Consider the following 25,462-nt stretch of genomic DNA (forward strand, 5'->3'; position numbering starts at 1 on the left):
ATCGCTAATTTATTCTGCCATGAGAGAAGCAGACAATCCAGCAGCAAAGTCATCAGGTATATCGCCTTTCTCATCCCAAAATATTTTTCTGTTTTTTTCAATCTTTTCTTGAATAAATGTATGATGTCACTCAAAAGAGACTTATGACCTTAACCCTGAACTTGCCACCAGAATTAGAACAGTATCTTGCAAGCATTCCCCAAACTATGCTCTAAAATTTATCTAATTATCTAAATTCATTAAAGCCTTAACTTATGCTTCTTACCGAACTTATACCGCTACTTAAAGAATTATCCCACACTGATAAACTTTTACTAATGCATTTACTGGCAACCGAATTGTTAAAGGAATCAAGTTTAGTCCCATTGGATGCTCAAGACAAAATAGCTAGTCTTGGCTTATATGATTCTTTTGAAGCTGCTGCTGTTTTAGCGAAGGCATTAGCAGAAGAAAAAGCGGCAACACATGGTTGATAAAGTTAGATTTGCATTTACTGAGGTAAATCCAGAACTTGGTGCATTAAGTACGTTGCCTTATCTACCTCTAATTCTTACTTATGAAAATCGTTCAGTAAGTGTATCAGGCTTGCTAGATACTGGCTCTACTGTCAACGTATTGCCCTACGAAATCGGGTTAAGGCTGGGAGCAGTTTGGGAACGTCAAAGACTCTCCGTTCCATTGGGTGGTAATCTGGCTAGGTTTGAGGCGAGGGCATTGGTGTTGATGGCGAATGTTGAACAATTTCCGACAGTAGAGTTAGCTTTTGCTTGGACAAAAGATAGAAATGCCCCATTGATTTTAGGACACATGAATTTCTTTTTAGCGTTTGATGTGTGCTTCTATCGTTCTGAATTAGCGTTTGAAATTAGCTCTAAAATAGTCTGATGGAAATAGTGAAACCCAACATCATATATTAGGTTAATGTTGGGTTTCACAGCATTCAACTACCTTGATTCGGCGGTGTTGCTTCCGGTGGCGTTTCTGCTGGGGGAGCGAGTACCGCATCCGGCGCAATTTCTTCTACAGGAATCGGTTGCTTATCCTCAATTTCAAAATCTGGTTGCGCTGCTTCCACCAATTCAGGAGATGGGGGATGTGGGGGAATCGCTTCCGGTACACTCTCGGTTTTTGCTTCGGTGTCGGTAGTAACTGTCTCCTCTGCTGGTTGTTCTGGTATGACAATAGTTTTGTCGATAATCTCAACAGCAGGTTTCTCTGACATTACAGAGATAATATCTTCAGGTTTAGGGGTTGTGGGTGTCTTTTTACTCACAGTCTGCTGCACCTTGTCTTTCGCGCCACTGAAAGTGTTACCCAGACCTTTTTGCAACTGGCCCAGCCGTTCCTGAAGCGACAACTTATTCACCTGTTCCTGAATGCCAGTTTTTACTGTCTCAGCACTGGGTACTTGGGTTTGTTGTACCTGCGGGGTCAATTGCCGACGTAATGATAGAGTTTGCCAGCCAAACCAGACCAAAAGAGCCACACTAGCCACATGACCGAGCAACAAACCCCCAGTAATGCGTGGTGCAAACACCCATAAGACTAAGGCGTAGAATAATCCTACACCACTCCAGATAAAGTCATTCTTGCGGTGGATTTCTGGGAAAAAGAAAGCTGCTATGTAAATGGCTAAACTACCAAGACCGACCACCAAAGCTAGGACATATGCCAGCATTATTTGGTTACTCCTTACTACGTCCTTTAATTATTTCAATTTTGCAAATTTTGCCAGTCAATTGTTGATTTAGATACAATTTAAAATTAATTATCCCTGTTAGTTGTGGATTTTTGTCATTTATTCAAGTCTTAAGGTCTTCTTTAGGAGAGAAGGGAAAATATCGGACTACCCTTAAAGTAAAAGGATCTGCAAGAGTTAGCCAGAAATTTTTTATGACACTACAAAGCTTTGGTGTGATTGGATTAGCCGTTATGGGTGAGAACATCGCTCTAAACGTAGAGCGCAATGGCTTCCCAATTGCAGTTTACAACCGCTCCCGAGAAAAAACGGATGCGTTTATGGCGCAGCGTGCGCCAGGACGGAACGTCAAAGCCGCCTTTACTCTAGAAGAATTCGTTGCCTTATTGGAACGTCCCCGCAAAATTCTAGTGATGGTGCAAGCTGGTAAGCCAGTGGATGCGGTGATTGCTCAACTCAAACCCTTGTTAGACGAAGGCGATATCATTATCGACGGTGGCAACTCTTGGTTTGAAGATACGGAACGACGCACTCAGGAACTAGAACCGGCTGGACTTCGGTTTATCGGGATGGGTGTCAGCGGTGGTGAAGAAGGTGCGCTAAATGGGCCTTCACTCATGCCAGGAGGTACAGAAAGCTCCTACGAGTATCTATCGCCAATTTTTAATAAAATTGCTGCCCAAGTTGACGATGGTCCTTGCGTAACCTATTGTGGTCCTGGTGGCGCCGGTCACTACGTCAAAATGGTACACAACGGCATTGAGTATGGCGATATGCAGCTGATTGCTGAAGCCTACGACTTGCTGAAAAATGTTGCTGGACTAGACCATAATCAGCTACACGAAGTTTTTACCGAATGGAACACTACCGACGAACTCAATTCGTTTTTGATTGAAATTACGGCAAAGATTTTCCCCTACATTGATCCAGAAACAAATCTACCCTTAGTCGATTTGATTGTTGATGCCGCAGGGCAAAAGGGAACCGGACGCTGGACAGTGCAAACTGCAATGGATTTGGGTGTTTCTGTACCAACAATCATTGCAGCGGTGAACGCCCGGATCATGTCTTCCTTCAAAAAAGAACGGGTAGCAGCATCCAAGATACTTACAGGGCCTTCTGGCAAGTATGAGGGAGATACCAAAGCCTTTATCAACATGGTGCGAGATGCCCTGTATTGCTCGAAAATCTGTTCTTACGCTCAGGGCATGGCACTGCTAGCTACAGCTTCAAAAACCTATAATTTTAACTTGAATTTAGGTGAAATGGCACGGATTTGGAAGGGTGGCTGTATTATTCGTGCTGGATTTTTGAATAAGATTAAGAAGGCATTTAACGAAAATCCAGCGCCACCTAACCTGCTATTAGCCCCGGAATTCAAGCAGACGATTCTCGACAGACAAACAGCTTGGCGGGAAGTGTTGGCAACAGCAGCAAAACTGGGAATTCCAGTGCCAGCATTCAGTGCGTCATTAGATTATTTTGACAGCTATCGACGCGATCGCTTGCCCCAAAACCTCACTCAAGCTCAACGCGACTACTTCGGGGCGCACACCTACGAGCGACTTGATAAGCCCGGAGCTTTCCACACCGAATGGACACCGATTTCTGAAGCATCAGTGCAAACTTCCACACCAAGAGAACTGCAAACTTCAGAACCAACTACACCTACAACACCTACAACTTCTCCAAAAGTTTAGAGAGTTTTAAATTGTAAATTTTAAAGTGGCTCTGTAAAGAGCCACTTTTTTTGTTCAGTTATCACTGTTAATTGTTAAGCTAATACACATTAGACCTCTTGCAAAAGTCCTTAACACCCCACCCCCAATCCCTCTTTGCTTGCGAGGAGGGGAGTGTTTGTCTTACTCAAATGCGGGGTGGGGTTCTTTATTTTTGATTTATGCAAGAGGTCTAATTAACTTGCATATTTTTCATTTTAGAGAAAAGGCATCAATCTTTCTCTCTTGTTCCTCTGCCTCTCTGCTGCCTAAATGTGCTTTCTTAGATGTATAACAGCTTATGTCTTTTTCACTACCTTAATATTAAGAGTTATTATTACCAAGATATTTGATTTTTAATTCTTCTAATTCTTCATCTATTTTGCTTTTACTAGAAGGCTGAGGTGTCGGGTTTGGTGGCTGTATTTTATTTGGTTGAGGTTTACTACTACCCATAAATTGGGTTTTCATTTCTTCTAATTCTTTCTCAAGTTGACTAGGAGATTTCGATAAAAAAGCGGGTGGAGAATTTGGTGGTGATTGAGAGATAGGCTTTGGTGCAATCGCTGGTGCTGCTACTTGTGGCTGTTGATTTAAGTCTTTGAGAACTTCATCTACTGTTTGATAACGCCGAATTGGAATACTTTCTAGCATCTTGTTGAGAATGCGACTCAACTGATTACTGACGGGAGTTTGTAAATATTGCTGCCAAACCCAAGTATCGTTGCTGGTATCATAAGAATCGAAGGGCGATCGCGCTGTTAATAAATTAATACAAGTCGCACCTAAACTATAAATATCACTAGCAAAAATAGCCCTACCTCTCATTTGTTCCGGGGCAACATATTCTGGACTACCAATAGTAGTACCAGTTTTATTTAAAGCAGCGCCAGTGGCAGATTTAGCAGCACCAAAATCTACTAATACTAGTTTGCGATCGCTCTCGCGTAAAATAATATTTTCTGGTTTAATATCGCGGTGAATTACGTGTTTGGCGTGACAAAATTGTAAAACTGATAATAAATCGTTTAATAGTTGCCAAATTTCTATTTCACTAAAAGCACCTCTATGTGCCAATTCCTGAGCTAAGTTTTGCCCGTCGATAAATTCTTGTACAAGATACTGCCGAGCTTCTTGGGTAAAATATGCCAGTAGTTCGGGAATTTGGGGATGTTTGCCCAATTCATCTAACTGCACCGCTTCTTGATTAAATAACTCTACGGCTTTTGCCAGAGTGCTAGTGCCTTGAGATTGAGGATAAAATTGCTTAATTACGCAGCGTGGTTTTGAGGGTTTATCCTCATCCATAGCTAAGAAAGTTTTGCCAAAACCACCTTGTCCGATTGGTTTGATAGCACGATAACGTTCTTTGAGGAGTAACTTGGTACCGCAAGTCACGCAAAAATTGACATGATTGGGATTTTCAGGCTTAGGACAATGAGGGTTAAGGCAGTAGCTCATACAGGCGATCGCTCTTATATCTCTTTATTTTACTGGCGTTAAGGGTGGAGACTTTTGCGAATCCGTTAAAATATGAGCGATCTCTACGACGGGCTATTCGGCGTCGCACTACTAACTAGTACAATAAGCTCGTTTTGAGGGTTTGTACTAAGCACAAAGCGTGCTTAGAAGATAAGCACTAAATTCCTTACTACGAACTTTTTAGGAGAAATAAAAAGGTACAGAGAAAGTAAATTTATTTATAGGGTTTCCCCCTGCTCCCTGCCCCCTGCCCCTTTTCCTCTTTCTAACTTCCGCCCTGCTAACTACCCCATACCTTCCATAACTGGATGGAAGTAAAAGGCGAACCCCAACACTGTATAAGCAGCTAATAACAAAGTGCCTTCCAGCCAATTAGACTTTCCGTCGGAACTAATACTGTTGGCAATCAACACTGACACAACTACAGCGACTAATTCAAAGGGTTTGAAATCCAAATCCATTGGTTGCCCCAATACCCGCCCTGCTATAACTAACACGGGTGCAACAAATAAGGCAATCTGCATACTCGATCCCACAGCTACCGAAAGAGAAAGATCCATCTTGTCTTTCATCGCCACGGTGACTGCTGTAGCGTGTTCAGCCGCGTTACCGACGATGGGAACTAATATCACCCCTGTAAACAGCGCCGTTAAACCTAGCTGAGATGTAGCCACTTCTAGAGAATCGACCAACATTTCTGACTCAAGTGCTACTAGTAAGGTACATACTAGCAGCACGCCAACCCACAACATCATATTTGGTTTCGCGTGAGGGGTTTCCTCTTCTTCTGTCTCCGCTACACCCACATCATACAAATAGGAGTGGGTTTTCATCGAAAATAGCAGCGTTAGGGCGTAAACCAAGATTAAAACTACGGCAACAGCAATAGAAAGATTTTGCAATGTTTGTTCGTTGATTCCTTGAGAAGTATAGTTCATTGCTGTTGGCATCAAAATCGCAATCACTGCCAAATTCATTGAGGCAGCATTCACCCGCGCCACAATTGGCTGAAATGTCTGTTCTTTGTAGCGCAGTCCTCCCAAAAGCATGGAAAAACCCATCACTAGTAGTAAGTTGCTAATAATCGATCCCGTGATACTAGCTTTGACTACATCTATTAACCCAGCGTTCAACGCTACTAGGGCAATGATTAATTCTGTAGCATTGCCAAAGGTGGCGTTTAACAAGCCCCCCAGCGATGGCCCAACTACGACAGCAATTTCTTCTGTCGCTGTACCCATCCAAGCTGCTAAGGGCAGAATGGCTAATCCGGCTGTAATGAAAACTGCCAATTCTCCCCACTCCAGAAAGTGGGCTGCTAAGGAAACTGGGATAAACAGAAGTAAAGCGAAAAGAATAATGTTTTTGGTTGACATTTGTTGTCTTAAGTTGAGGGTATCATTCACAGCGAGCAATCCTAAGTTTCAAATTTGGAGTGTTGAATTAACAATCACTTTCATTCAGCACTCCCATAGGATACTCTCAACCGCCTGTAGAGCAATTCAGAAATTGTACTGTTTTCCGTTCACCGTTGCAGATGTTGTGTAAAGCAAAATTGCGATATAATGAGTTTTCGTAATCTTTTGTTGCAAAACTATGAATTTGAGCCAAAATATTACACCAAAAATGGGGTTTAATATATTAAAAGACAATTAAAATTTTAATTGGCGCTACTAACGAGGAAACCCCTAACTGAGTCTTTGTTCAATGGCTAATTACATTTAAGCCTTTAGGGAAAGGGCTGTGCGATAACGCAGATTTGCCACTACAATGAGGAAGATTTGTCAAAAATTTAGTTAGATTTCATAGTTGTTGTTTATACCGGATTTTGCGCTCAAACCATTGGAGAAAGGTTTACGCACAATGTTTTCGGTGCAACTGTAAGTTTTTTGTTTTGGATAAATATACATGACTTCTGCTGCTGAAATGCCAGCTAGCTCTGGCTCAACGTTAACATTACATTCAGATCCCAAAAACGCTCACGAAACCGATCCCCTGAGAAAGGCTAATGGTGTTTATGTGACGGTGCATGGTCATTTTTACCAGCCACCAAGGGAAAACCCTTATCTGGACGCAATTGAACGCCAACCGAGCGCTGCACCTTTCCATGATTGGAATGAGCGGATTCATTGGGAATGCTATCGTCCAAACGCCTTTGCCAGAGTCTTAAATGACCAAGGTGAAGTGGTGGGGATCGTCAATAATTACGAGTATTTCAGTTTTAATATTGGCCCAACGCTGATGTCGTGGCTAGAACGCTACGATGTGGAGGTTTATCAGCGCATTTTAGAGGCGGATGCCAAGAGTAGCCAACGCTTGCATGGTCACGGGAATGCGATCGCGCAAGTATACAATCACATCATCATGCCTCTGGCGAACGAGCGCGACAAATATACCCAAATTCGCTGGGGTAAAGAAGACTTCCGCTCCCGCTTTGGCCGCGATCCCGAAGGGATGTGGTTAGCAGAAACGGCTGTAGACTACGCCACCCTAGAAGCTCTTGTTGCTGAAGGTATTCGCTTCATTGTCCTGGCACCATCTCAAGCGCTGCGTTGCCGTCCCCTCCCGACTCCAGATCGTCCCCATCCTGAATGGATCGAAGTCGGCGGTAGTCAGATTGATTCCACCCGTCCCTACCGTTGTTATTTGAAGCCCACACTAGACACTTCATCTTCACCTCTGAGTGCGATGGGCTACGCCCCGCCGGAGGCGATCGCCACTAGCCCCAACGATAGTAGTACAGAAGAATTACCCTACATTGATATCTTCTTTTACGACGGGCCGATATCGCGGGATATGGGTTTTAGTGATGTGGTTTATAATTCCAGTCACTTTGCCGGACGTATTGGTTCGGCAGTACGTGGGGATCATCGTCTGGCACAGTTGATTTCTGTGGCGACAGATGGAGAAACCTTCGGACATCACAAAAAGGGAACTGAGAAAACTTTAGCCTACGCCTTTACCAAAGACTTTCCTCAACAGGGTTGGACGGTGACGAACTTCGCCCACTACCTGAGCTTAAATTCTCCCAGTTGGGAAGTGGAATTAAAGTCAGTCACAGCCTGGAGTTGCGCCCACGGTGTCGGCAGATGGGAGGATGACTGTGGTTGCGGTGGGGAAGGCTCAGTTTGGCATCAGAAATGGCGTCGTCCACTGCGGGATGCTCTAAATTGGCTGCGGGATCGGCTAACTGAAGTGTATGCAGAACATGGTAGACAGTTATTTCGCGATCCCTGGCTAGCGCGAGATGAATATATCCAAGTAATACGCGATCGCTCTGCTGGCAATGTCAACCGTTTTCTCGCCCGTCATCAAACTCACAAACTAACCGCAGCCGAACAAGTAGACGCTTTGCGCTTGTTAGAAATGCAGCGTCATGCTTTGTTGATGTTCACTAGTTGTGGCTGGTTTTTTGAAGAAATTTCCCGTCCAGAAGGGACACAAATTCTGCGCTATGCCGCCCGTGCTTTGGAATTGGCAGGGGAAGTGGCTGGCGTGCAGCTAGAAAAAGGCTTCGTCAAACATCTAGGTTTAGCCCCCAGTAATGTGGATCAGTTCAAACACGGTGCAGAAATTTATCGGCAACTAGTGTTAACTGCCCAACTTGGCTTTAAGCAAGTTGCAGCCCATTACGCCATTACTTCCCTGTTTACCAATCAGAAACCAGCAGAAACACATAATTCTCTACCGAGAAAAGATGCTGCTGACAAACAGTCTCAGCGTTACCAGAAGCGGGTTTATTGCTATGCTGCCAATGAGCTAGATTACCAACTGCAACGTATGGGATCGCTAACTCTGGCTGTGGGAAATTTAAAGCTAGTATCAGAGATTACTTGGGAAAGTGAGCATTTGGTATTTGCAGTCCTACATTTGGGAGGCTGGGATTTCCACTGTGGTATTCAACAATTTACTGGGCGGCGTGACTATAGCAAATTAAAAGAAAAGCTGTTTGGGGCGCTAAAACAAGCTAGTGCGGCTCATACGATCTTGGCGATGACACAGCTATTTGGAAAAGAAGCTTTTAACTTGCAAAATCTATTTGCTGAAGAACGCCACCGGATTATGCGGCTGTTGAGTCAGGAAACACTGGCACGTTTAGGACAGTTATATACTCAAGCCTACCGTGATAATTACGGTGTGCTGATGGCGTTTCATCGTGATGAAATCGCAGTACCGCAAGAATTGCAGGTGGCAGCAGATATTGCTTTAGGGCATCGCTGTCTGATGACATTACGATCGCTTGAGCAAGAGATTGCCGATCCCCAAAAAAGTTGGAATCACATCTTAGAATTAGAGGCGATCGCTACTGAAGCAAAACATCTGCGTTGTCGGCTGAATATTCCCGACGGGAAGCAAATGTTAGAACAGTTAATTGCGCGATCGCTCTGGCAATTGTTGCACGATGCCAATGATAGCTTTAATGCAGATATCCAACTATTGGAGCGATTGATTGATGTCGGGGATCAACTAAATATTCATATTTCCCTACAGCGATCGCAGGAACTATACTTTAGTTGTCTGCAAAGTCAGATAGCACCAGTGTGTATAACTGGCCTTGGTAATGAAGCAGATAATCAGTGTCTTCAGTTGCTCAAGTTGGGTAAAAAATTAGCCGTTGATGTTAGCTCGATCTCAAATCAGTTGAAATAGATGTAGGGACGCACGGTAAAATCTCACGCATAGAGAAGGGGAAAATTTCCCCTTCTCTTTTTAATTTGCTTTACCTAACGTGAGAGCGATCGCAATGGTAGGGATAAAGCCACTCACACCTAAAAAGTCCGAAGGTATGTTTCTCAAAAAAGGTTCCTGCGTGGCGGCTACGTGATATATTGATCCCAGCTTTAGTTTTAACCTCATATAGCCAGGGAAAGGCTATTACTAAAACAGTCATGAAGGTGAAGAGGTAAAGAATTGTAGTTTTAATATTGGGGAATCTTCGAGAATTGCTATTGTGATTTTCAGGCATAGAAATAAGAAACGAATAGCCCGTACTATTGTAGCCTAAAGCTGAAAATATCGCCGGAAGCGGGGGTCAATATTATCTGTTTTCTGCTGATTGCAGGTAAGACAGAGAGTTTGTAAATTGCTAATATCATTTTGACCTCCACGGACGAGGGGAATGATATGGTCGATGCTGAGGTGAGTTTCTATAGTAGTTTTACCGCAGCTTTGACACTGGTATTGGTCGCGTTGTAAAACGTATTTTTTTACTTCCGGTGGGATACGAATGCGGGGAGTTTTACTCATGTTCTTCCTAGTTACTCAGAAATCTTTCCAAGCTGGGTACGTCTACCCAACTTGCTTTTTGATGCGATTCATGAGACAAATTCATCAACAGCTGAGAATAAATTCCTTCGCGTAGTGATGGTGTAATTTCCTGATTGCGGTCAATTCCTTGCACCCATTGGTCTACTACGCGGATAAATGCCGAAATCCGGCCATCAGCATAATTTTTGGGAAAAATTAACCGATTCGGTATTTCTATTTCTGTTAGAGATTTACCTGGCTGGGAACCCCAAACACGAAAACCATGTATATAATCTTTTTGATTTTCACTGCCTACAATTAATGTACCGCGATCGCCATATACTTCTACCCAATGCGTTCTTGCTGCATGAACAACCGCACTGATAGAAAGTTGGCAAGGTGTACCATTGGCTAATTCCAGCGTTAATATACAGTTATCATCTGTATTCACTGCTTTAGATTCCCCGCTAATCGGATCAACTCTTGTAGGAATAGCAGTAGTTAAATGAGCGTTTAATCTACGCACTGGCCCGAATAACCAGTGAATATAATCGAAGGCGTGAGAACCCAAAGATCCCAATGCACCGCCTCCTTTCTCTTTCTCAGAATACCAATTCCAAGGGCGTGAAACATCAGCACGAGAAGAACCTAACCAATCAATTTTAATGAGACGTAACTCACCTACATATTTTTCTGACAATAATTCTGCAAACAATTGCCATGCTGGTACAAAGCGAAATTCAAAGTCTACAGTTGCAATGATACTTTTTGCTTTAGCTAACTGATAAAGTTCTTTCGCTTCAAATGCATTTAAAGCTGTTGGTTTTTCTAGTAATAAATGTTTGCCAGCTTGCAGTACAGTTTTTGCCATTTCATAATGCAAAAAAGGCGGTGTCGAAATACTGACAGCTTGCACTTCTGGTAATGCCACAATATCTGCAAGTGAGTCGGAAGCGTGACGAATATTATGGGATTCTGCTATGGCTTTAGCTTTATTTATATCGCGGTGATAAACAGCAACTACCTCAGTCCGAGAATGTGCTTGGAATCCGGGTATATGGACTTTTTGACCAAATCCAGTGCCTGCGATCGCAACTCCAATCATCTAATTTTTATCCTCATATTTATGCAACTTATTATTTACTTATAATTTATCTCTAATATGTAGTTATATCAAAGTTTATCGGCAATATTTTCCTCCTGCTTTGCGGTTGCTATTGAGTTGATAACATCTAGCGATCGCTCTTTTGAATCTAGTATACTATCAGATAGGCTTATCGTAAAACTCTAATTGTAAAGGGGTAACGATAATGCTCGCCATTGTAAGCTTTAACAGCAGCAAAAGTCACTACAAAGGATTGTAGTAACAGTTTGAATAAAATTAATAACATAAGTATAATTAATAAATTATCTAAAGTATTTTTTATTTGATTAATTGAACCATTAGTAGTCACTGCTAGACTCAAGCTAGTTACTACTAAAATTAAGGATATTGCAATCGCAATAAAAGTATAAAAAGTTAAAGAAATTTGAAAATTTAAGGATTCCTTACCTTGTAAATCAATCCAAGGATATTGAGATTTTTTAAAGTGCCAAATTATGAATGGAGGCAAAATATTTAAAGGTATATATAAAGGAATGCCAATAAATACCAAAAAACCCAATAATATCCACCCTAGCAAAGCCGAGAGATGACACAACATCGCCCATATACGGATTTGTTGTTTAGGTTTTTCTTTCATGGCTTTTTATTGGTAGTGGATTTAGCTGATAATTCCCCACTATAATTATCTATAAAAAAGCCACCAAAGTTAAAATCTGAGTATTTCTCGGTCATAATTGACGAAAAGAGGTTTTATTTGCCAGGTTATGTTTTCTCCTGGTAATATAGCAATCCTATTTGATTCCTGATTACTCGTAAGGATCGGGGACTAGGGACTGGGGACTGGGAAGATAGGAATAAAGGTGTACTGAGTTTTTTCAGAAATCAAATATGAGTCCTATAGTGCAACTTCTATCATAGTTAGGTTAAGCAACTCGAAGTAGCAAACACAACTGTTTGGTTCAGATTGTGGTATAATTCACAACTTTTAAGTATACCTGCGTAGGCGTAGCTAGTTGATACCGTGTCCGCTTAAAAACTTATCATTGAGATCGCAGAGATGCAGATAAGAGAGGTTTTTGGGCTTTTTGCTTCCCTCTTTTGGCATAAAGTTTCGCAGATCGCACTGCTAAAGATGGACTTGGCGTAGCTTTTTGACGTAAAACCTTTGAGAATTTCATCAACGCGATCGCAATCTGAAAATAATCTGAAAGTTTACATTCAGTACTGGCGAAAATAGCAACTGTCTTTTGGGATACCTAATAGCAAGGTTTTTCTAAATAAAGGATGAATCCAATAAATCTGTTTGCGATCGCGTTCAGGAGGATGTATGACTTAACGTATAAGTTATATCAGATGAGTTTGCTTGAATTTGTATATCTATCCTACTTTTCCTACCTTTCCTACTTTTCCTACTTTCAATTAAATTGTTTTAATTCGTATTTAAAATCACGAATCATAAAAAACATTTTTTTCAAAAGAAAGGTAAAATATAAGCCATAAGAGGGAAGAAAGCCCCGAAATAAATTAGTTAGTTTTAAAAGCCAGTAATTAAACCGATCGTATTAATAAATATCAGTGCAACTACATCGATTACGTTGGTTACAATTTTTTATTTAAATATATCAAAAAAAATTGATAAAACTTAAACATGAAAGTGACATAATTATGAATCAATAATTAATTAATTAAATATTTCCTTAAGTTAATAACTGGAGATTAAAAAACTGGTTTATGGCACGACGTTCGTTGAAAGCATCTATTGTAGGTATTGAGAAAGCAAAAAAGGCTTTTAAAATTAGAGAATGGACGCAAGAATATTTAGCTAGCGAGATAGGACTTGAGACTCGGCAACCAATCTGGAAATTTTTTACAGGCAAGCCGATTGAGCGTCAGAACTTTATGGAAATATGCTTTCGACTCGGTTTAGATTGGCAAGATATTGCTGAACTACCCAATCAGAAGCTACTGACAGAAAACAACCAAGAATGGGAAAACTGCCAAGATACCGAAAGCTTAGTGCAAATGTTGCGATCGCGTCTAAGTGATAAGATTAAATGCCAATGTGGCACTACCAGATTGTTAGATATCGATCGACCAATTCAACTAGAAGAAATTTATGTCAGCACCAATATTCTGAATAATATTACAAGTCGAAGATGGGTAGATATCCTCGACCTACAAAGCTTCATTCCCGAAGAGTTCGACTGTTTTGCTTTTAATCAACTTTATCAAGAACGAGTTTCTGCAATTCAAGCAGTTATCACCTATCCCAAACTCATGGTACTAGGTAAACCAGGGTCTGGTAAAACTACGTTTTTACAGTATATTGCCATGCAATGCAATCAAGGCAAATTACTATCAGACCGGATACCAATTTTTATTCGCTTGAAAAACTTTGCCGAGGATGCTAGAGAAACCGAAAATTATAGTTTATTGAACTATATTAGTCAAGAGCTTGCCAACTGCGGTGCTTCAGACCAAGAAATTCAAACATTACTAGTTAGTGGCAAAATATTAATTCTACTGGATGGCTTAGATGAAATTCCAGAAGATGATAACGCCAAAATCATCACTAAAATTCGTAGTTTTGCTGCAACCTATTACCAAAATAAGTTGATTCTAACATGTCGTATCGGTTATCAACAGTATCAGTTTGAAGAATTTAGCGATGTTGAAATTGCTGATTTTGATTGTTCTCAAATTGAGGCTTTTGTGCAAAATTGGTTTGTCAACGTTAGCAAAAATTCCATCGAAAAAGGAAAAGCCTTAGCTTGTCAGTTCGTGCAAAAATTACAGTTATTAGAGAATCAACAAATTCGAGAACTAGCTGTCAGACCACTTTTGCTTAATTTGGCTTGTTGTGTGTTTCAAGCTGGCTCGGACTTTCCAATTAGAAGGGTCGAATTTTACAGACAAGGATTGGACATTTTGCTCAATCGCTGGGATAAAGTGAGGAACATTAAACGAGATGAAATTTATCTTCATTTGTCTTTAGCTCAGAAGATTGAACTGCTGAGTCAAATTGCTGCTAGTACGTTTAAACAAGGTCATTACTTTTTCACACAAAGTATTGTCGAGCAATACATTACGGACTACCTCTGTAACTTACCCATAGCCCAAACTGAGCCTGGTATGCTGCAACTCAACAGTGAAGCAGTGCTGAAATTGCTTGAAACACATGGATTACTAATAGAGCAGGCGCAGGGAATTTACTCGTTTTCGCATATAGCTTTTCAGGAGTATTTAACAGCTAAAAATATTGTTACTAGGGCTAACCCCCAAATATTAGAAAAAAAATTAATCGATCTGGTTAGTCATTTAACTGAACCACGTTGGCGCAAAATTTTTTTACTAACCGTTGGGATGTTGGATAATCCCACTTGTCTGTTGCAATTAATGAAGCAACATATCGATCGGCTTGTCGCATTTGATCGGCAATTAGAAAATTTCTTCAACTGGCTTAACCATAAGTCTCTTTCAGTTCAGTCTAGTCATAAAAGAGTAGCTATTCGTGCCTTTTATCTAACCCTAGAACTTCTCGACGATCTGAGCTTGACTAATGATTTGGCTTTTTCTCTTGGCATCGATCTCAGACTTACTAGCAATCTTACCCCTGATTTAGCTCTAGATATAACTCTTCAGTGTGCCCTTCACTTAAGCGTTGCCCTCTCTAACGAGCCGACTTTAGATCGAGTTTTGGCTTTAAACTTTGCTCTTTCTGATGACCGAATTCTTGTCTGTCACCCTGAGTTACAGCATTCTTTGCAAAAACTCAAAGAACAATTACCAACCCCAGTTCAAGGCAGAGAAAAGTTAAAAGAATGGTGGAATGCTAACGGTCAAACTTGGGCTAATAATTTGAGGTTGACGATAGTTCAGTGTCGCAACATTGGTCATCAATGGCAGTTCAGCGAGGAGCACAAAGAAATACTCAAGCAGTACTACACTGCCAGTCAGTTATTGGTAGATTGCCTTAATAGTGCTTGTAAAGTAACTCCCACCGTACCAGAGAGTCTTTTAGCAACGTTATTGTTACCCACCCCTAAAATATTGATGAGATACGGCAGCTAGCAGCTTTATGAAGGATAGTAGTAACAAGTTTTAAACTACTCTTTTCCGAGTTGGTAAGTGTAGTATAAAATTTTTAGCAAAATTTCGTTCATTGGCTGAAATTGAACGCTGAATCTATGTATTCAACTACACATTTTTGAACTGACTCAGTAACTAACGTTGCTAGTTTGATCGACCAACTGGATACAAAACTGGACTAAAAGTATACGTTAATTCATACATTTTCGTAAACGCGATCGCAAACGTACTTCTGGCACAGTATTAAATATTGCAATGTTGTTAATTAATAGCGATTGTGGTGGTAAGTAGAACAGGTGGGAAAAATCAAACTATGTTAATAAAAGTAAAGTGGATTAAAACCCTCTTTCCTTCTGCCTTCTGCCTCCTGCCTCCTGCCTGAACCTGATGATAAATATTCACAGCGACTTACTTACTAACGCAAAATATGCTGCCAATGCATTGAACTAAGTATATGTGTGTTTCTTTTTTTGAGCCAATTGACGTAGCGTTTCAGTAACAAGGAAATAAATTTGCAGGGAATTGTCGGGGGTAATTTGCGAAACTTGACTTCAACACCTTCTGGCTTCTGTGCTGAACCACTTGCACAAGGCGAGGTAGTCACAGCAAAAGGTAAGTTTTTCTTTATTAAGGATAAAAAGTTTTTTCTTAAAGGAGTTAGTTACGGCCCTTTCTCCATTGGTAGCCACGGTGAATCTTTTCCAGAAAAATCAGTTGTGGAAAAAGATTTCGCCATGATGGCAGAAATGGGGGCTAACTGTGTGCGTACCTATACTGTTCCACCTGATTGGCTGTTGGATCTAGCTGCAATCTCTGGTCTGAGGCTGTTAATTGGTATACCTTGGTCTCAGCATATTGCCTTCCTTAACTCTTCTGCTGTCAAAGCAGAAATCCGTAACTGCATTGTTCAAGGAGTTAAAGTTTGCCGGAATCATCCCGCTACCTTTGCCTATTTGGTGGGCAATGAAATTCCTCCAGATATTGTCCGATGGCATGGAGCAAAACCAGTTCGAGCTTTTATTAAAGAGTTAATGGCGGTAGCAAAAGACTGCGATTCCAAAGGTTTGGTGAGCTATGCTAATTACCCCTCTACAGAGTATTTAAATATTGACTTTACTGATTTCTCATGCTTTAACGTTTACCTGCATCGAGAAACAGATTTTCGCCGCTACCTCTCACGACTCCATAACCTAGCCGAGGATAAACCTCTAGTGCTGAGTGAGTTTGGCGTTGACTCAATGCGTGAAGGAACCCAAGCCCAAGCCGAAATTCTCTCTCAAAAGCTGTCCTCTAGTTTTGAGATGGGAGCAGCCGGGACAATAATATTTTCTTGGACGGATGAATGGTTTACCGGCGGATATGCCATACAGGACTGGGCTTTTGGTCTAGTTGACGCCGAACGGCTCAAAAAGCCTGCCTTTGAGACAGTTCAGCAGTATTACACAGCGCCTCTACCGCCAGCGCTACCTGAGTATCCTAAAGTCTCAGTGATTGTCTGCGCTTACAATGCTGAACGCACGATGGATAGTTGTCTAGCTTCTCTCAAAGAACTCAACTATCCCAACTATGAAGTCATTGTAGTTAATGATGGATCGAGCGATCGCACTTTAGAAATTACTCAGCGTTACGACTATGTACGACTAATTAGCCAAGAGAATAAAGGATTAAGCGTCGCCCGCAACGTCGGTATGACCGCCGCAACTGGCGAGATTGTCGCCTATACCGATTCTGATTGTATGGCAGATCCAGACTGGCTCACCTATTTGGTCGCCAATCTCTCCTCTGGTGTAGCTGCCGTAGGCGGGCCAAACTTATCTCCCCCGGAAGACTCTCTTGTTCCCGCCTGCGTTGCTGTCTCACCTGGCGTACCTACCCACATACTTTTGAGTGATGAAGTAGCCGAACATATTGCTGGCTGTAACATGGCTTTTCGTCGGGAGGTTCTACAAGAAATTAACGGCTTCAACCCGATATTTCGTACTGCTGGGGATGATGTCGATATCTGCTGGCGACTGCAAGATCGAGGTTACACCATTGGTTTTAGCCCAACGGCAATCGTATGGCATTTTCGCCGAAATACAGTAGCAGCCTATCTCAAACAGCAGCAAGGTTATGGCAAGGCAGAAGCGCTCGTTTATTTTCAGCATCCCTACCGCTTTAACCTTCTGGGACAGCCTTCTTGGTTGGGGAGAATCTATGGAGATTTATCGGCATTTCTTCGTATTGGTCAACCAATTATCTACTCTGGGGTGTTTGGTCGCGGTCTGTTTCAAACCTTGTACGAGCCTTCCTCGTCTCTGATTTCTTACCTGCCACTGACACTGGAGTGGAATGTCGCAGCTTTTATCCTCTTGGTGTCTGCGCTTTTATCTGGCGATCGCCCCTGGTTGGGTGCAGCAATGTTCCTTATCTCTTTTAGCTGGTGTGTAGCTGGTGCTATACAAGCGCGGATTGACTCTCGTTTTCTCAAAAGAAGGGCACGGTTGCTGGTGGCACTACTGATTTACCTGGGGCCGCTTGTACGTAGTATAGAACGCTATAAATGGCGGATCGAGGAACTTAAGAAAGCCGAGCCGATAAAGTTTGATGAACTGTAAATAAAAATAGAAGCATTAAAAAAATGACTCAAACACTAACTCAAGCAGATTTAATTCAATTTGATTCGCCAGCGCACAAAGTAAATATTTCTTGGCGCGATCGCGCCTATGAGTTGTCCTATTGGACAGAAGCAGGAATCGAGAAGGAGAACCTGCTACAAAAGGTAATGGATTTACTCGTGCCTTGCAAGTATTTCATTGCGATGGATCGAGGCTGGAGCGACTGGGATTTAGAGATTTATCAGGGTATTTGGTCAAAAATTCAGCTGAAAGTATGTGCTGAAAATCATGGAGGTAACAAAAGAGTTTTGCGGGTGCGGTGTGCCTTGAGAATGTCACAGTTAGCCATGATGGCGATGGTTGGCTATTGTCTCTTGGCAATTGTGGCGATCGTTCTGGGAATGCCAGAAGTAGCAAAACTCACAATTGCACTATGTACGCTGAACGCCACTGTCATCTTATATCAGAACTTCCAGTTAGGACGTATTCTTTACCAAGTACTGGAGATTGTTGCCAAAAGAGTTTACTTGCTGCCAATACAAACCACCAACAACCAGTCTGTCGCAGAAAGTGTAATATTACAGCCATGACAAACGTCTTGGTACTCCAGTAAGCAAATGGCCAGACGAGAGGTAAATCTGCAAGTGAGGCAAGAGATCAAAGCAATAATGCATCGATACGGACAGATGCTTCGATATCCGCTGCGCCAGTGGCGTACCTTAATCGCAATCCTCGGTCTCACGGCTGGCACTTGTGCCACCGCCACACTTCAACCTTGGCCAATGAAAATCTTGGTGGATTATGCTTTCGGCCAGGCAGTCATCCCCCCGCCGGTTCGCTCATTCCTGGAGACTTTTAACTTGGCGCTCACACCAGCGTTGCTGGTTGTTGTCGCCGCTGTTTGTAGCCTTGGACTTTATGCTTTAAACGCTACCTTGGAAACTAGCCTTAGCTGGGCCTGGAGCGCTGCTGGGCAAGGTATGGTCTACGAACTAGCCCAAAGACTGTTCTATCGTTTGCAACGCCTTTCACTGCTGTTCCATAGCCAACGGACTGTGGGTGATTCCCTCAGCCGTCTAGCCGGAGATACCTATTGCGTTTATACCTTAAGCGGTGCTTTGCTGATTTCACCTGTGCAATACCTGTTGACGCTAGCAACTATTAGCCTCGTCGCCTGGAATCTAAGTCCTTTACTAACGCTGCTTTCGCTTTTCGTAGCCCCAATAATGGGCTGTTCAGCCCTTGTTTTTGGTTCCCGACTCAAGCGCCGGACAAAACTTAACCGGGAAGCCCAGTCCCGCCTCACCAGTTTTGTCCACCAAACGGTAACAGCAATCCCGATGATTCAGGCATTTGGTAGAGAGAGTTACAATACCCAGCAGTTTGAGCATTTAGCGGCAGACGCAGTTGTTCTCTCACAACGCGAAACTCTGCTCAAGAGTGTTTACGGTGTGGCGAATGGTACTGTGACAACCATTGGTACTGCGATCGTTCTGTATGTGGGCGGACAGCAGGTGTTATTGGGGGCTATGAGTATCGGTAGCTTGCTTGTCTTTTTAGCATACCTACAATCTATACAAGGAGCATTTAAGGGTCTATTTGGCATCTACGGCAGCCTGAAGTCTGTAGATGCCAATATAGATAGAGTGTTAGAGGTTTTGGATGCTGAAGATGGAGTGCAGGATGCCCCTGGTGCTAGACCATTGCCAGCTCGTCCAACAGAAGGACGCGGACACGTATGTTTAGAGAAAGTCAGCTTCGGTTACGAACCGAACTATCCCGTCCTCCAAGAAATTACCCTAGAAGCGCGATCGGGAGAAACGATCGCACTTGTAGGCGCGACAGGTGCGGGTAAGAGTACGCTGGTTTCTCTGATTCCCCGCTTTTTTGACCCCTGGCAGGGACGAGTCCTCTTTGATGGGGTGGATGTCCGAGATGTGCAACTCAAAAGCTTGCGCGAGCGAATTGCCCTGGTGCTGCAAGAGCCGTTTTTACTGCCGCTCTCGGTGGCACAGAACATTGCCTACGGATGTCCAGAAGCAAGCCTAGAGAAGATTGTCGCAGCAGCCAAAGCAGCCAAGGCAGACGACTTCATCCAACAGTTGCCCCAAGGGTATGATACCCCGATCGGTGAAAGAGGAGCGCTCCTCTCTGGAGGACAGAGACAGCGACTAGCGATCGCCCGCGCGCTGCTCAAGGATGCGCCAGTACTGATTCTCGATGAACCTACTTCTGCCCTGGATGCCCAGACTGAGAATTTACTCCTAGAAGCTTTAGATCGCCTGATCGAAGGCCGGACTACATTTATCATTGCCCATCGACTTTCCACGATTCAACGAGCAGATCGGATTGTAGTTCTGGAGCAGGGAAAGGTTGTGGAAATGGGAACGCATCAAGAGTTGCTGGCTATCGGTGGTTTCTACCAGCATTTGCACTCCTTGCAGTTTTCCAAACCGCCGCAGGAGGCCGTTCTATGAAACTGTGGTGGCTGCGACTGGCGCGTTACGCCCTGGTTCGTTGGCGCAAACTCACCTTTGTCATGCTGCTAATGCTGATTAATGTCGGGCTAAATGTATTCAAACCCTGGCCTTTGAAGTTGATCGTTGATTGCGTCTTGAACAATCAATCGCTACCAAATAACGTTGTTTGGCTCAAAACCTTGCCTGGTAGTGAATCCGATATGCAGTTGCTCGGTTGGTTAGCAGCTGCCACAATCGTTTTATTTTTATCCAGTGAGGGAGTTCGGCTGATACAGGAATATGTTGGAGCTGGTGTTGGCAGCCAGATGGTTTATGACTTGGGAGCAGCACTATTCGATCGCTTACAGCATCTTTCTTTGAGATTCCACAACCAACAGCGTGCTGGCGATCTGGTCAGGCGGGTAATGACTGACAGCATCTGTATTCAGAATCTGGCAATGGGGGTTTTTCTGCCCGTGCTTACTTCTCTGGTGAATTTGGTCGCAATGTTCGGCGTGATGTGGCAGATTAATCAACTGCTTTCACTGCTCTCGCTGACGATCGCTCCTTTAATAGTCTTACTAATTTGGGTCTTTAACCAGCCCATGACTGAACGAACCTATCAGTATCAACAATTTGAAGGTGAGATCGTCGCACTCAGCGAGCAAACCTTGACAGCAATACCGATTATTCAAGCATTCGGACGTGAAGCATACGAAGATCAGCGCTTTCGCTACCTGTCTCAAAAAGCCCTGCAAGCTTATGTACGCTCTATCCTTGCCCAAATGCAATTCAAAGTTGGGGTGGGTGGCGTAACCGCAGTTGGAACAGCAGCAATCATGGCTTATGGTGGCTTCCAGGTTTTGGATGGATCGCTCTCAATTGGTTCTTTACTGGTCTTCCTCTCTTATCTCGCCTCCTTGTACGTGCCGATGGCAACTCTAGCTTATATGTCGTCGAGTTTTGCGGCGGCAGCTGCTAGTGCTAGGAGAGTGTTAGAGGTTTTGGATGCTCAAGATGGGGTGCAGGATGCCCCTAATGTTAGACCATTGCCAGTTCGTCCAGTCGGAGGAAGCAGACACGTATGTTTAGAGAAAGTCACCTTCGGTTACGAACCGAACTATCCCGTCCTTCAAGAAATTACCCTAGAAGCGCGACCGGGAGAAACGATCGCACTCGTAGGCGCAACGGGTGCTGGCAAAACTACCCTAGTCTCCCTGATTCTCCGGTTTTTTGATCCTTGGCAGGGACGAGTCCTCTTTGATGGGGTGGATGTCCAAAGCGTGCCAGTCAAAAACTTGCGCGAGCAGATTGCCCTGGTACTACAAGAGCCGTTTTTACTGCCGATAACTATTGCTGAGAACATTGCCTATGGCTGCTTTAATGCTAGCCGGGAAGCGATCGTCAAAGCCGCTCAAGTTGCCAATGCTGACAGCTTTATTCAACGATTACCTCAAGGTTATGACACGGTAATTGGTGAACGCGGAGCAACACTTTCAGGAGGCGAGAAACAACGGTTAGCGATCGCCCGCGCCCTGCTCAAGGATGCTCCAGTGCTAATTCTGGATGAACCCACCTCCGCCCTAGATGCTCAAACAGAGTTTCTGCTGCTGGAGGCATTAGAGCGACTGATGGCAGGACGGACTACGTTTATCATTGCCCATCGCCTCTCGACAATTCAACGAGCTGACCGAATCGTAGTTTTGGATCGGGGGAAAGTAGTAGAGATGGGAACTCACGAGGAGTTGCTAGCGGTAAGTGGCTATTACAAGAAGCTGTATAAATTACACTTCGGCTCAACTCAACCATGCGATCTGCGATCGTGAATTCGCAAACAGGTGGTTAGAAAACTAGCAAGATTTCTGTTTAAAGAGTTTGATCCATGAAGTATTGCATTGTTAATGGAGATGATTTTGGTGCTAGTCAAGGAATTAACAGTGGCATTGTTGAAGCCCACTGTAAGGGAGTCCTAACTAGCACGAGCTTAATGGTGAATATGCCAGCGAGTGAGGAAGCAGCTATCTTAAGCCGTAAACTACCCGAACTGAGCGTTGGTTTGCATATCAATATCACAACCGAGGATGGAGAATTAGCACTCGATCTCACGACTTCGGATCGATGCCGTGCCGAACTAAATCGCCAATTGGAACGCTTTCAAGAGCTAACAGGGCGTCTACCGACTCATCTTGACTCGCATCATAACATCCATCGCTCTCCTCAATTACTGCCCCACTTCCTTAATTTGGCGCAGCAATATCGATTGCCACTAAGAGAACACTCTCCGGTTCGTTATTTCCCCAGCTTTTATGGGCAATGGGATGGAGAGACGCACCTGGAGCAGATTAGCGTGAAAAATTTAGTCCAAATGCTAGAAACCGAAGTTCAGGAAGGGTTTACTGAATTGAGCTGCCATCCAGGTTACGTCGATCCAGAGTTTTCATCAACCTATGCGATCGAGCGAGAAACGGAATTACAAACGCTTTGCAGCCCAATCATCAGAAGCAAGCTCACAGAACTCCAGATCCAACTTATAGGCTTTCGAGAACTCGCCAATTTTCTAGCAAACCTATCAGCTTAGTTGGGAGGGAAGTATTATGTCTGTCGTTGTCATCTCCCCATCAAACGTCGTCACCTTTCCAGAAGGAGGGGGTCATTTCTGGGTTTATATGCAATATGTGCAGGGGCTGCGCCAGTTGGGATGTGAGGTGTATTGGCTAGAGCGCTTCCACAGCAGCGGCGATCGAGAGCAGGATAAACTTATGCTTTCTACGTTTTATCAACGTATGGAACGCTATGGACTGAGTGGAAAGGTCATCCTTTATTCAGACCAGAACGCGATATCGGATCGTGGCAGCGAGTATGAATACGTCGGAGTTTGGTCATCAAAGGCACAGGCAATCTTTCGGCAAGCAGACCTTTTACTAAATTTTTACTATGGTATTCATCCAGCTTTGCTTTCATGTTTTCGACGGACTGCTTTAATAGATATCGATCCAGGTTTATTACAATTTTGGATAACAGTTGGACAGCTCGTCGTACCCCCACACGATTATTACTTTAGTACTGGTGAAACTGTCGGCACACCTAGCGCTAAGTTTTCGGATTGTGGTTTGACTTGGATGCGAATTCGACCACCAGTATGTCTTGAATTGTGGCCATACGTTTACAATCCCAACAGCGAAGCATTTACGACTGTCTCCGGTTGGTGGGGCAATGGTGGCAAAGGGGAATGGATTACGGACGGGCAGGATATCTGCTACGAGAACAACAAGCGAGTTTCCTTCATGCAATTTGTGGAACTACCGCGCTTAACCGACCAAGTGCTTGAGCTGGCGCTGTGCCTGGGTGAGGGAGACGTGGAAGATGACCAAAGCAGAAAAGAGCAAAGCTGGCAAGCTAACAATACCGTACCGTCTGATGTTACTGATTATAAAGGAGACGCAGAGGATCGAGAAGTGCTGGAGAGCTATGGTTGGCGGGTGGGTCATGCCTACAAAATGGCTAGCAGTCCAGATAGGTATCAATCTTACATCCAAATGTCGCGAGGAGAGTTTAGTTGCGCTAAACCTTCATGCATGAAGTTTCAAAATGCCTGGATTAGCGATCGCACCCTCTGCTATTTAGCAAGCGGGAAACCTGTTGTTGTTCAACATACTGGATCGAGTTCCTTCCTACCTAATGGCGAGGGGATGTTCCGGTTCTCGACGCTTAGTGAAGCAGCTGATGCTTTAGCAACAATAAATACCAATTATGAAAAGCACTGTCGAGCAGCAAGGGAAATTGCTGAAACATATTTTGAAGCTAAACAAACTTTGAATGGCATCCTCAACTATGCTCTTAAATTTCAACGATCGATGGAGTGAACCCAATGATCCTTTCTTTTGACTATCCGCCTGCTAATCGGGGAATAGTCGTCGTCTGGGGAATGCTAGCATCCTTCCCATTTGGAGGCATGACTTGGCAAGTGCTCCACTATCTAGCAGGCTTGCGGCGATTAGGTTTCGATGTCTGGTACGTCGAGGATACTGACAGCGAACTATTAGATCCCATTACCTTCTGCTGGCATACATCAGAATATTCAGCAAATGTGCGCTATCTTGCCCAATACATGGATAGTATCGGTTTGGGCGATCGTTGGATTTTCCGTCCTCCAGGAGTGCGAGATGCAACCCTGGGAGCACGTGACTTAATGGGATTGGCAAAATTATACAAGGAAGCGGATGCAGTCATCAATCTATGTGGATACCATCCCCTACGTAGTGAGCACGACGATATAGCCTGTCTTATATATTTACAAACCGATCCGATGGTCGATCAGATTAAAGTAGCTGAGAATGACGCTCAAAAGATTGAGCAACTTGATGCTTACAATTACTTATTCACCTATGGCGAGAATCTTGGAGCGCCCGACTGTCTTGTACCCGTCGATCGATACCAGTGGCATCCGACGCGACCGCCAGTTTGCCTCGATTGGTGGTTTACCGATAGTCCACCAATTTTGGACTCAGCTCTGACAACTATCTCAAACTGGGAGCATTGGGACAATGATATCCTTTGGCAGGGGGAGAAGTATTACTGGCGCAAAGACCGAGAATTCCGGCGTTTCATAGACCTTCCAGCAAAATCTTTGCTACCGCTTGAGCTTGCTCTTGAAGGTATTAATGCTCAAGAGGAAGCTGAAATGATTAATCACGGTTGGCGGATTGTTTGTGCTAGGGCATTATCCGATCCGATCGCCTATCGTAACTATATTTGTGCCTCTCTAGGCGAGTTCACTGTGACAAAGGATCAGTATGTTCGTCCTCGCACTGGCTGGTTCAGCGATCGCTCTGTCTGCTATTTAGCGGCAGGTCGTCCTGTCATAACACAAGAAACAGGATTTAGCAAGTTCTTGCCTACAGGGAAGGGATTATTTGCATTCAACACTATGGAAGATATTCTCGCGGCAGTGGACGCGATCGAAAGCGACTACGAAGGCAATTGTCGGGCAGCTCGTGAAATTGCCTCAGAGTACTTTGCCGCAGAGAAAGTGATTGGCAGTCTCATGGAACGAGGGGGGTTCTAAG

General features: G+C 43.6%; 18 protein-coding genes and 1 pseudogene. 12 read left to right on the forward strand and 7 right to left on the reverse strand.

Annotated elements, in window-relative coordinates; all coding sequences use genetic code 11:
• Positions 1-254: 254 nt before the first annotated feature.
• Entirely contained in the window at positions 255-473 is a 219-nt protein-coding gene (locus tag RM049_RS09520; protein ID WP_322672480.1) for a hypothetical protein, read from the forward strand.
• Positions 466-885, forward strand: coding sequence for a hypothetical protein (locus RM049_RS09525; protein WP_322672479.1), 420 nt, complete (start codon positions 466-468; stop codon positions 883-885). Before RM049_RS09520 ends, RM049_RS09525 begins: the two co-directional genes overlap by 8 nt.
• A gap of 55 nt (positions 886-940) precedes the next feature.
• Here the strand turns inward: RM049_RS09525 and RM049_RS09530 are convergent, their stop codons facing one another.
• On the reverse strand, positions 941-1,678 hold the full coding sequence (locus tag RM049_RS09530) for a Ycf66 family protein (RefSeq protein ID WP_322672478.1): 738 nt from the start codon (positions 1,676-1,678) through the stop codon (positions 941-943).
• Between the two features lie 215 nt (positions 1,679-1,893).
• Between RM049_RS09530 and gndA the strand changes: the two are divergent.
• Positions 1,894-3,315 (forward strand): annotated as a pseudogene (gndA, locus tag RM049_RS09535) (NADP-dependent phosphogluconate dehydrogenase); the annotation flags it as partial.
• A 426-nt stretch (positions 3,316-3,741) separates the two neighbouring features.
• Here the strand turns inward: gndA and RM049_RS09540 are convergent.
• Positions 3,742-4,878, reverse strand: coding sequence for a serine/threonine-protein kinase (locus RM049_RS09540; protein ID WP_322703999.1), 1,137 nt, complete (start codon positions 4,876-4,878; stop codon positions 3,742-3,744).
• A 305-nt stretch (positions 4,879-5,183) separates the two neighbouring features.
• The gene (cax, locus tag RM049_RS09545) at positions 5,184-6,275 is read right to left on the reverse strand and encodes a calcium/proton exchanger (protein WP_322704000.1); all 1,092 of its coding nucleotides are present in this window, start codon (positions 6,273-6,275) and stop codon (positions 5,184-5,186) included.
• A 532-nt stretch (positions 6,276-6,807) separates the two neighbouring features.
• On the opposite strand from cax, the gene RM049_RS09550 reads away from it, so the two are divergent.
• Entirely contained in the window at positions 6,808-9,549 is a 2,742-nt protein-coding gene (locus RM049_RS09550; protein WP_322704001.1) for a DUF3536 domain-containing protein, read from the forward strand.
• A gap of 70 nt (positions 9,550-9,619) precedes the next feature.
• Here the strand turns inward: RM049_RS09550 and RM049_RS09555 are convergent, their stop codons facing one another.
• From RM049_RS09555 to RM049_RS09570, 4 genes are all read right to left on the reverse strand, one after another.
• Positions 9,620-9,865: a hypothetical protein gene (locus RM049_RS09555; protein ID WP_322672474.1), complete on the reverse strand. Its 246-nt coding sequence runs from the start codon at positions 9,863-9,865 to the stop codon at positions 9,620-9,622.
• A gap of 35 nt (positions 9,866-9,900) precedes the next feature.
• On the reverse strand, positions 9,901-10,146 hold the full coding sequence (locus tag RM049_RS09560; protein WP_322672473.1) for an HNH endonuclease: 246 nt from the start codon (positions 10,144-10,146) through the stop codon (positions 9,901-9,903).
• Between the two features lie 7 nt (positions 10,147-10,153).
• Positions 10,154-11,251, reverse strand: a complete 1,098-nt coding sequence (locus RM049_RS09565) for a Gfo/Idh/MocA family oxidoreductase (RefSeq protein WP_322704002.1) — start codon at positions 11,249-11,251, stop codon at positions 10,154-10,156.
• Between the two features lie 169 nt (positions 11,252-11,420).
• Entirely contained in the window at positions 11,421-11,888 is a 468-nt protein-coding gene (locus RM049_RS09570; protein WP_322699116.1) for a DUF4870 domain-containing protein, read from the reverse strand.
• Between the two features lie 1,094 nt (positions 11,889-12,982).
• Here RM049_RS09570 and RM049_RS09575 point away from each other — a divergent pair.
• The 8 genes from RM049_RS09575 to RM049_RS09610 all read left to right on the forward strand — a co-directional run bounded on the left by RM049_RS09575 (position 12,983) and on the right by RM049_RS09610 (position 25,461).
• Entirely contained in the window at positions 12,983-15,322 is a 2,340-nt protein-coding gene (locus RM049_RS09575) for an NACHT domain-containing NTPase (RefSeq protein WP_322704003.1), read from the forward strand.
• Positions 15,323-15,852: 530 nt separating this feature from the next.
• Positions 15,853-17,937 (forward strand): glycosyltransferase, encoded by a 2,085-nt coding sequence (locus RM049_RS09580; protein WP_322704004.1) that lies wholly within the window; start codon positions 15,853-15,855, stop codon positions 17,935-17,937.
• 23 nt (positions 17,938-17,960) lie between these two features.
• Positions 17,961-18,527, forward strand: coding sequence for a hypothetical protein (locus RM049_RS09585; RefSeq protein WP_322704005.1), 567 nt, complete (start codon positions 17,961-17,963; stop codon positions 18,525-18,527).
• 96 nt (positions 18,528-18,623) lie between these two features.
• On the forward strand, positions 18,624-20,414 hold the full coding sequence (locus RM049_RS09590; protein ID WP_322704006.1) for an ABC transporter ATP-binding protein: 1,791 nt from the start codon (positions 18,624-18,626) through the stop codon (positions 20,412-20,414).
• The gene (locus RM049_RS09595; RefSeq protein ID WP_322704007.1) at positions 20,411-22,222 is read left to right on the forward strand and encodes an ABC transporter ATP-binding protein; all 1,812 of its coding nucleotides are present in this window, start codon (positions 20,411-20,413) and stop codon (positions 22,220-22,222) included. Before RM049_RS09590 ends, RM049_RS09595 begins: the two co-directional genes overlap by 4 nt.
• A 56-nt stretch (positions 22,223-22,278) precedes the next feature.
• Complete coding sequence (locus RM049_RS09600) at positions 22,279-22,974, forward strand: carbohydrate deacetylase (RefSeq protein WP_322704008.1); 696 nt, start codon at positions 22,279-22,281, stop codon at positions 22,972-22,974.
• A 16-nt stretch (positions 22,975-22,990) separates the two neighbouring features.
• Positions 22,991-24,259, forward strand: coding sequence for a hypothetical protein (locus tag RM049_RS09605; protein WP_322704009.1), 1,269 nt, complete (start codon positions 22,991-22,993; stop codon positions 24,257-24,259).
• Positions 24,260-24,264: 5 nt separating this feature from the next.
• A complete protein-coding gene (locus tag RM049_RS09610; protein ID WP_322704010.1) occupies positions 24,265-25,461 on the forward strand; it encodes a hypothetical protein in 1,197 nt (398 codons plus the stop codon).
• Position 25,462: the final 1 nt, after the last annotated feature.

This window comes from Nostoc sp. DedQUE04 (assembly GCF_034530995.1).
In the GTDB taxonomy this organism is placed as follows: Bacteria; Cyanobacteriota; Cyanobacteriia; order Cyanobacteriales; family Nostocaceae; genus Nostoc.

Excerpts from the sequence above, each read along its gene's own strand:
- RM049_RS09520 (WP_322672480.1), top strand. The coding sequence starts at position 255 with ATGCTTCTTACCGAACTTATACCGCTACTTAAAGAATTATCCCACACT.
- RM049_RS09525 (WP_322672479.1), top strand. The coding sequence starts at position 466 with ATGGTTGATAAAGTTAGATTTGCATTTACTGAGGTAAATCCAGAACTT.
- RM049_RS09530 (WP_322672478.1), bottom strand. The coding sequence starts at position 1,678 with ATGCTGGCATATGTCCTAGCTTTGGTGGTCGGTCTTGGTAGTTTAGCC.
- RM049_RS09540 (WP_322703999.1), bottom strand. The coding sequence starts at position 4,878 with ATGAGCTACTGCCTTAACCCTCATTGTCCTAAGCCTGAAAATCCCAAT.
- cax (WP_322704000.1), bottom strand. The coding sequence starts at position 6,275 with ATGTCAACCAAAAACATTATTCTTTTCGCTTTACTTCTGTTTATCCCA.
- RM049_RS09550 (WP_322704001.1), top strand. The coding sequence starts at position 6,808 with ATGACTTCTGCTGCTGAAATGCCAGCTAGCTCTGGCTCAACGTTAACA.
- RM049_RS09555 (WP_322672474.1), bottom strand. The coding sequence starts at position 9,865 with ATGCCTGAAAATCACAATAGCAATTCTCGAAGATTCCCCAATATTAAA.
- RM049_RS09560 (WP_322672473.1), bottom strand. The coding sequence starts at position 10,146 with ATGAGTAAAACTCCCCGCATTCGTATCCCACCGGAAGTAAAAAAATAC.
- RM049_RS09565 (WP_322704002.1), bottom strand. The coding sequence starts at position 11,251 with ATGATTGGAGTTGCGATCGCAGGCACTGGATTTGGTCAAAAAGTCCAT.
- RM049_RS09570 (WP_322699116.1), bottom strand. The coding sequence starts at position 11,888 with ATGAAAGAAAAACCTAAACAACAAATCCGTATATGGGCGATGTTGTGT.
- RM049_RS09575 (WP_322704003.1), top strand. The coding sequence starts at position 12,983 with ATGGCACGACGTTCGTTGAAAGCATCTATTGTAGGTATTGAGAAAGCA.
- RM049_RS09585 (WP_322704005.1), top strand. The coding sequence starts at position 17,961 with ATGACTCAAACACTAACTCAAGCAGATTTAATTCAATTTGATTCGCCA.
- RM049_RS09590 (WP_322704006.1), top strand. The coding sequence starts at position 18,624 with ATGCTTCGATATCCGCTGCGCCAGTGGCGTACCTTAATCGCAATCCTC.
- RM049_RS09595 (WP_322704007.1), top strand. The coding sequence starts at position 20,411 with ATGAAACTGTGGTGGCTGCGACTGGCGCGTTACGCCCTGGTTCGTTGG.
- RM049_RS09600 (WP_322704008.1), top strand. The coding sequence starts at position 22,279 with ATGAAGTATTGCATTGTTAATGGAGATGATTTTGGTGCTAGTCAAGGA.
- RM049_RS09605 (WP_322704009.1), top strand. The coding sequence starts at position 22,991 with ATGTCTGTCGTTGTCATCTCCCCATCAAACGTCGTCACCTTTCCAGAA.
- RM049_RS09610 (WP_322704010.1), top strand. The coding sequence starts at position 24,265 with ATGATCCTTTCTTTTGACTATCCGCCTGCTAATCGGGGAATAGTCGTC.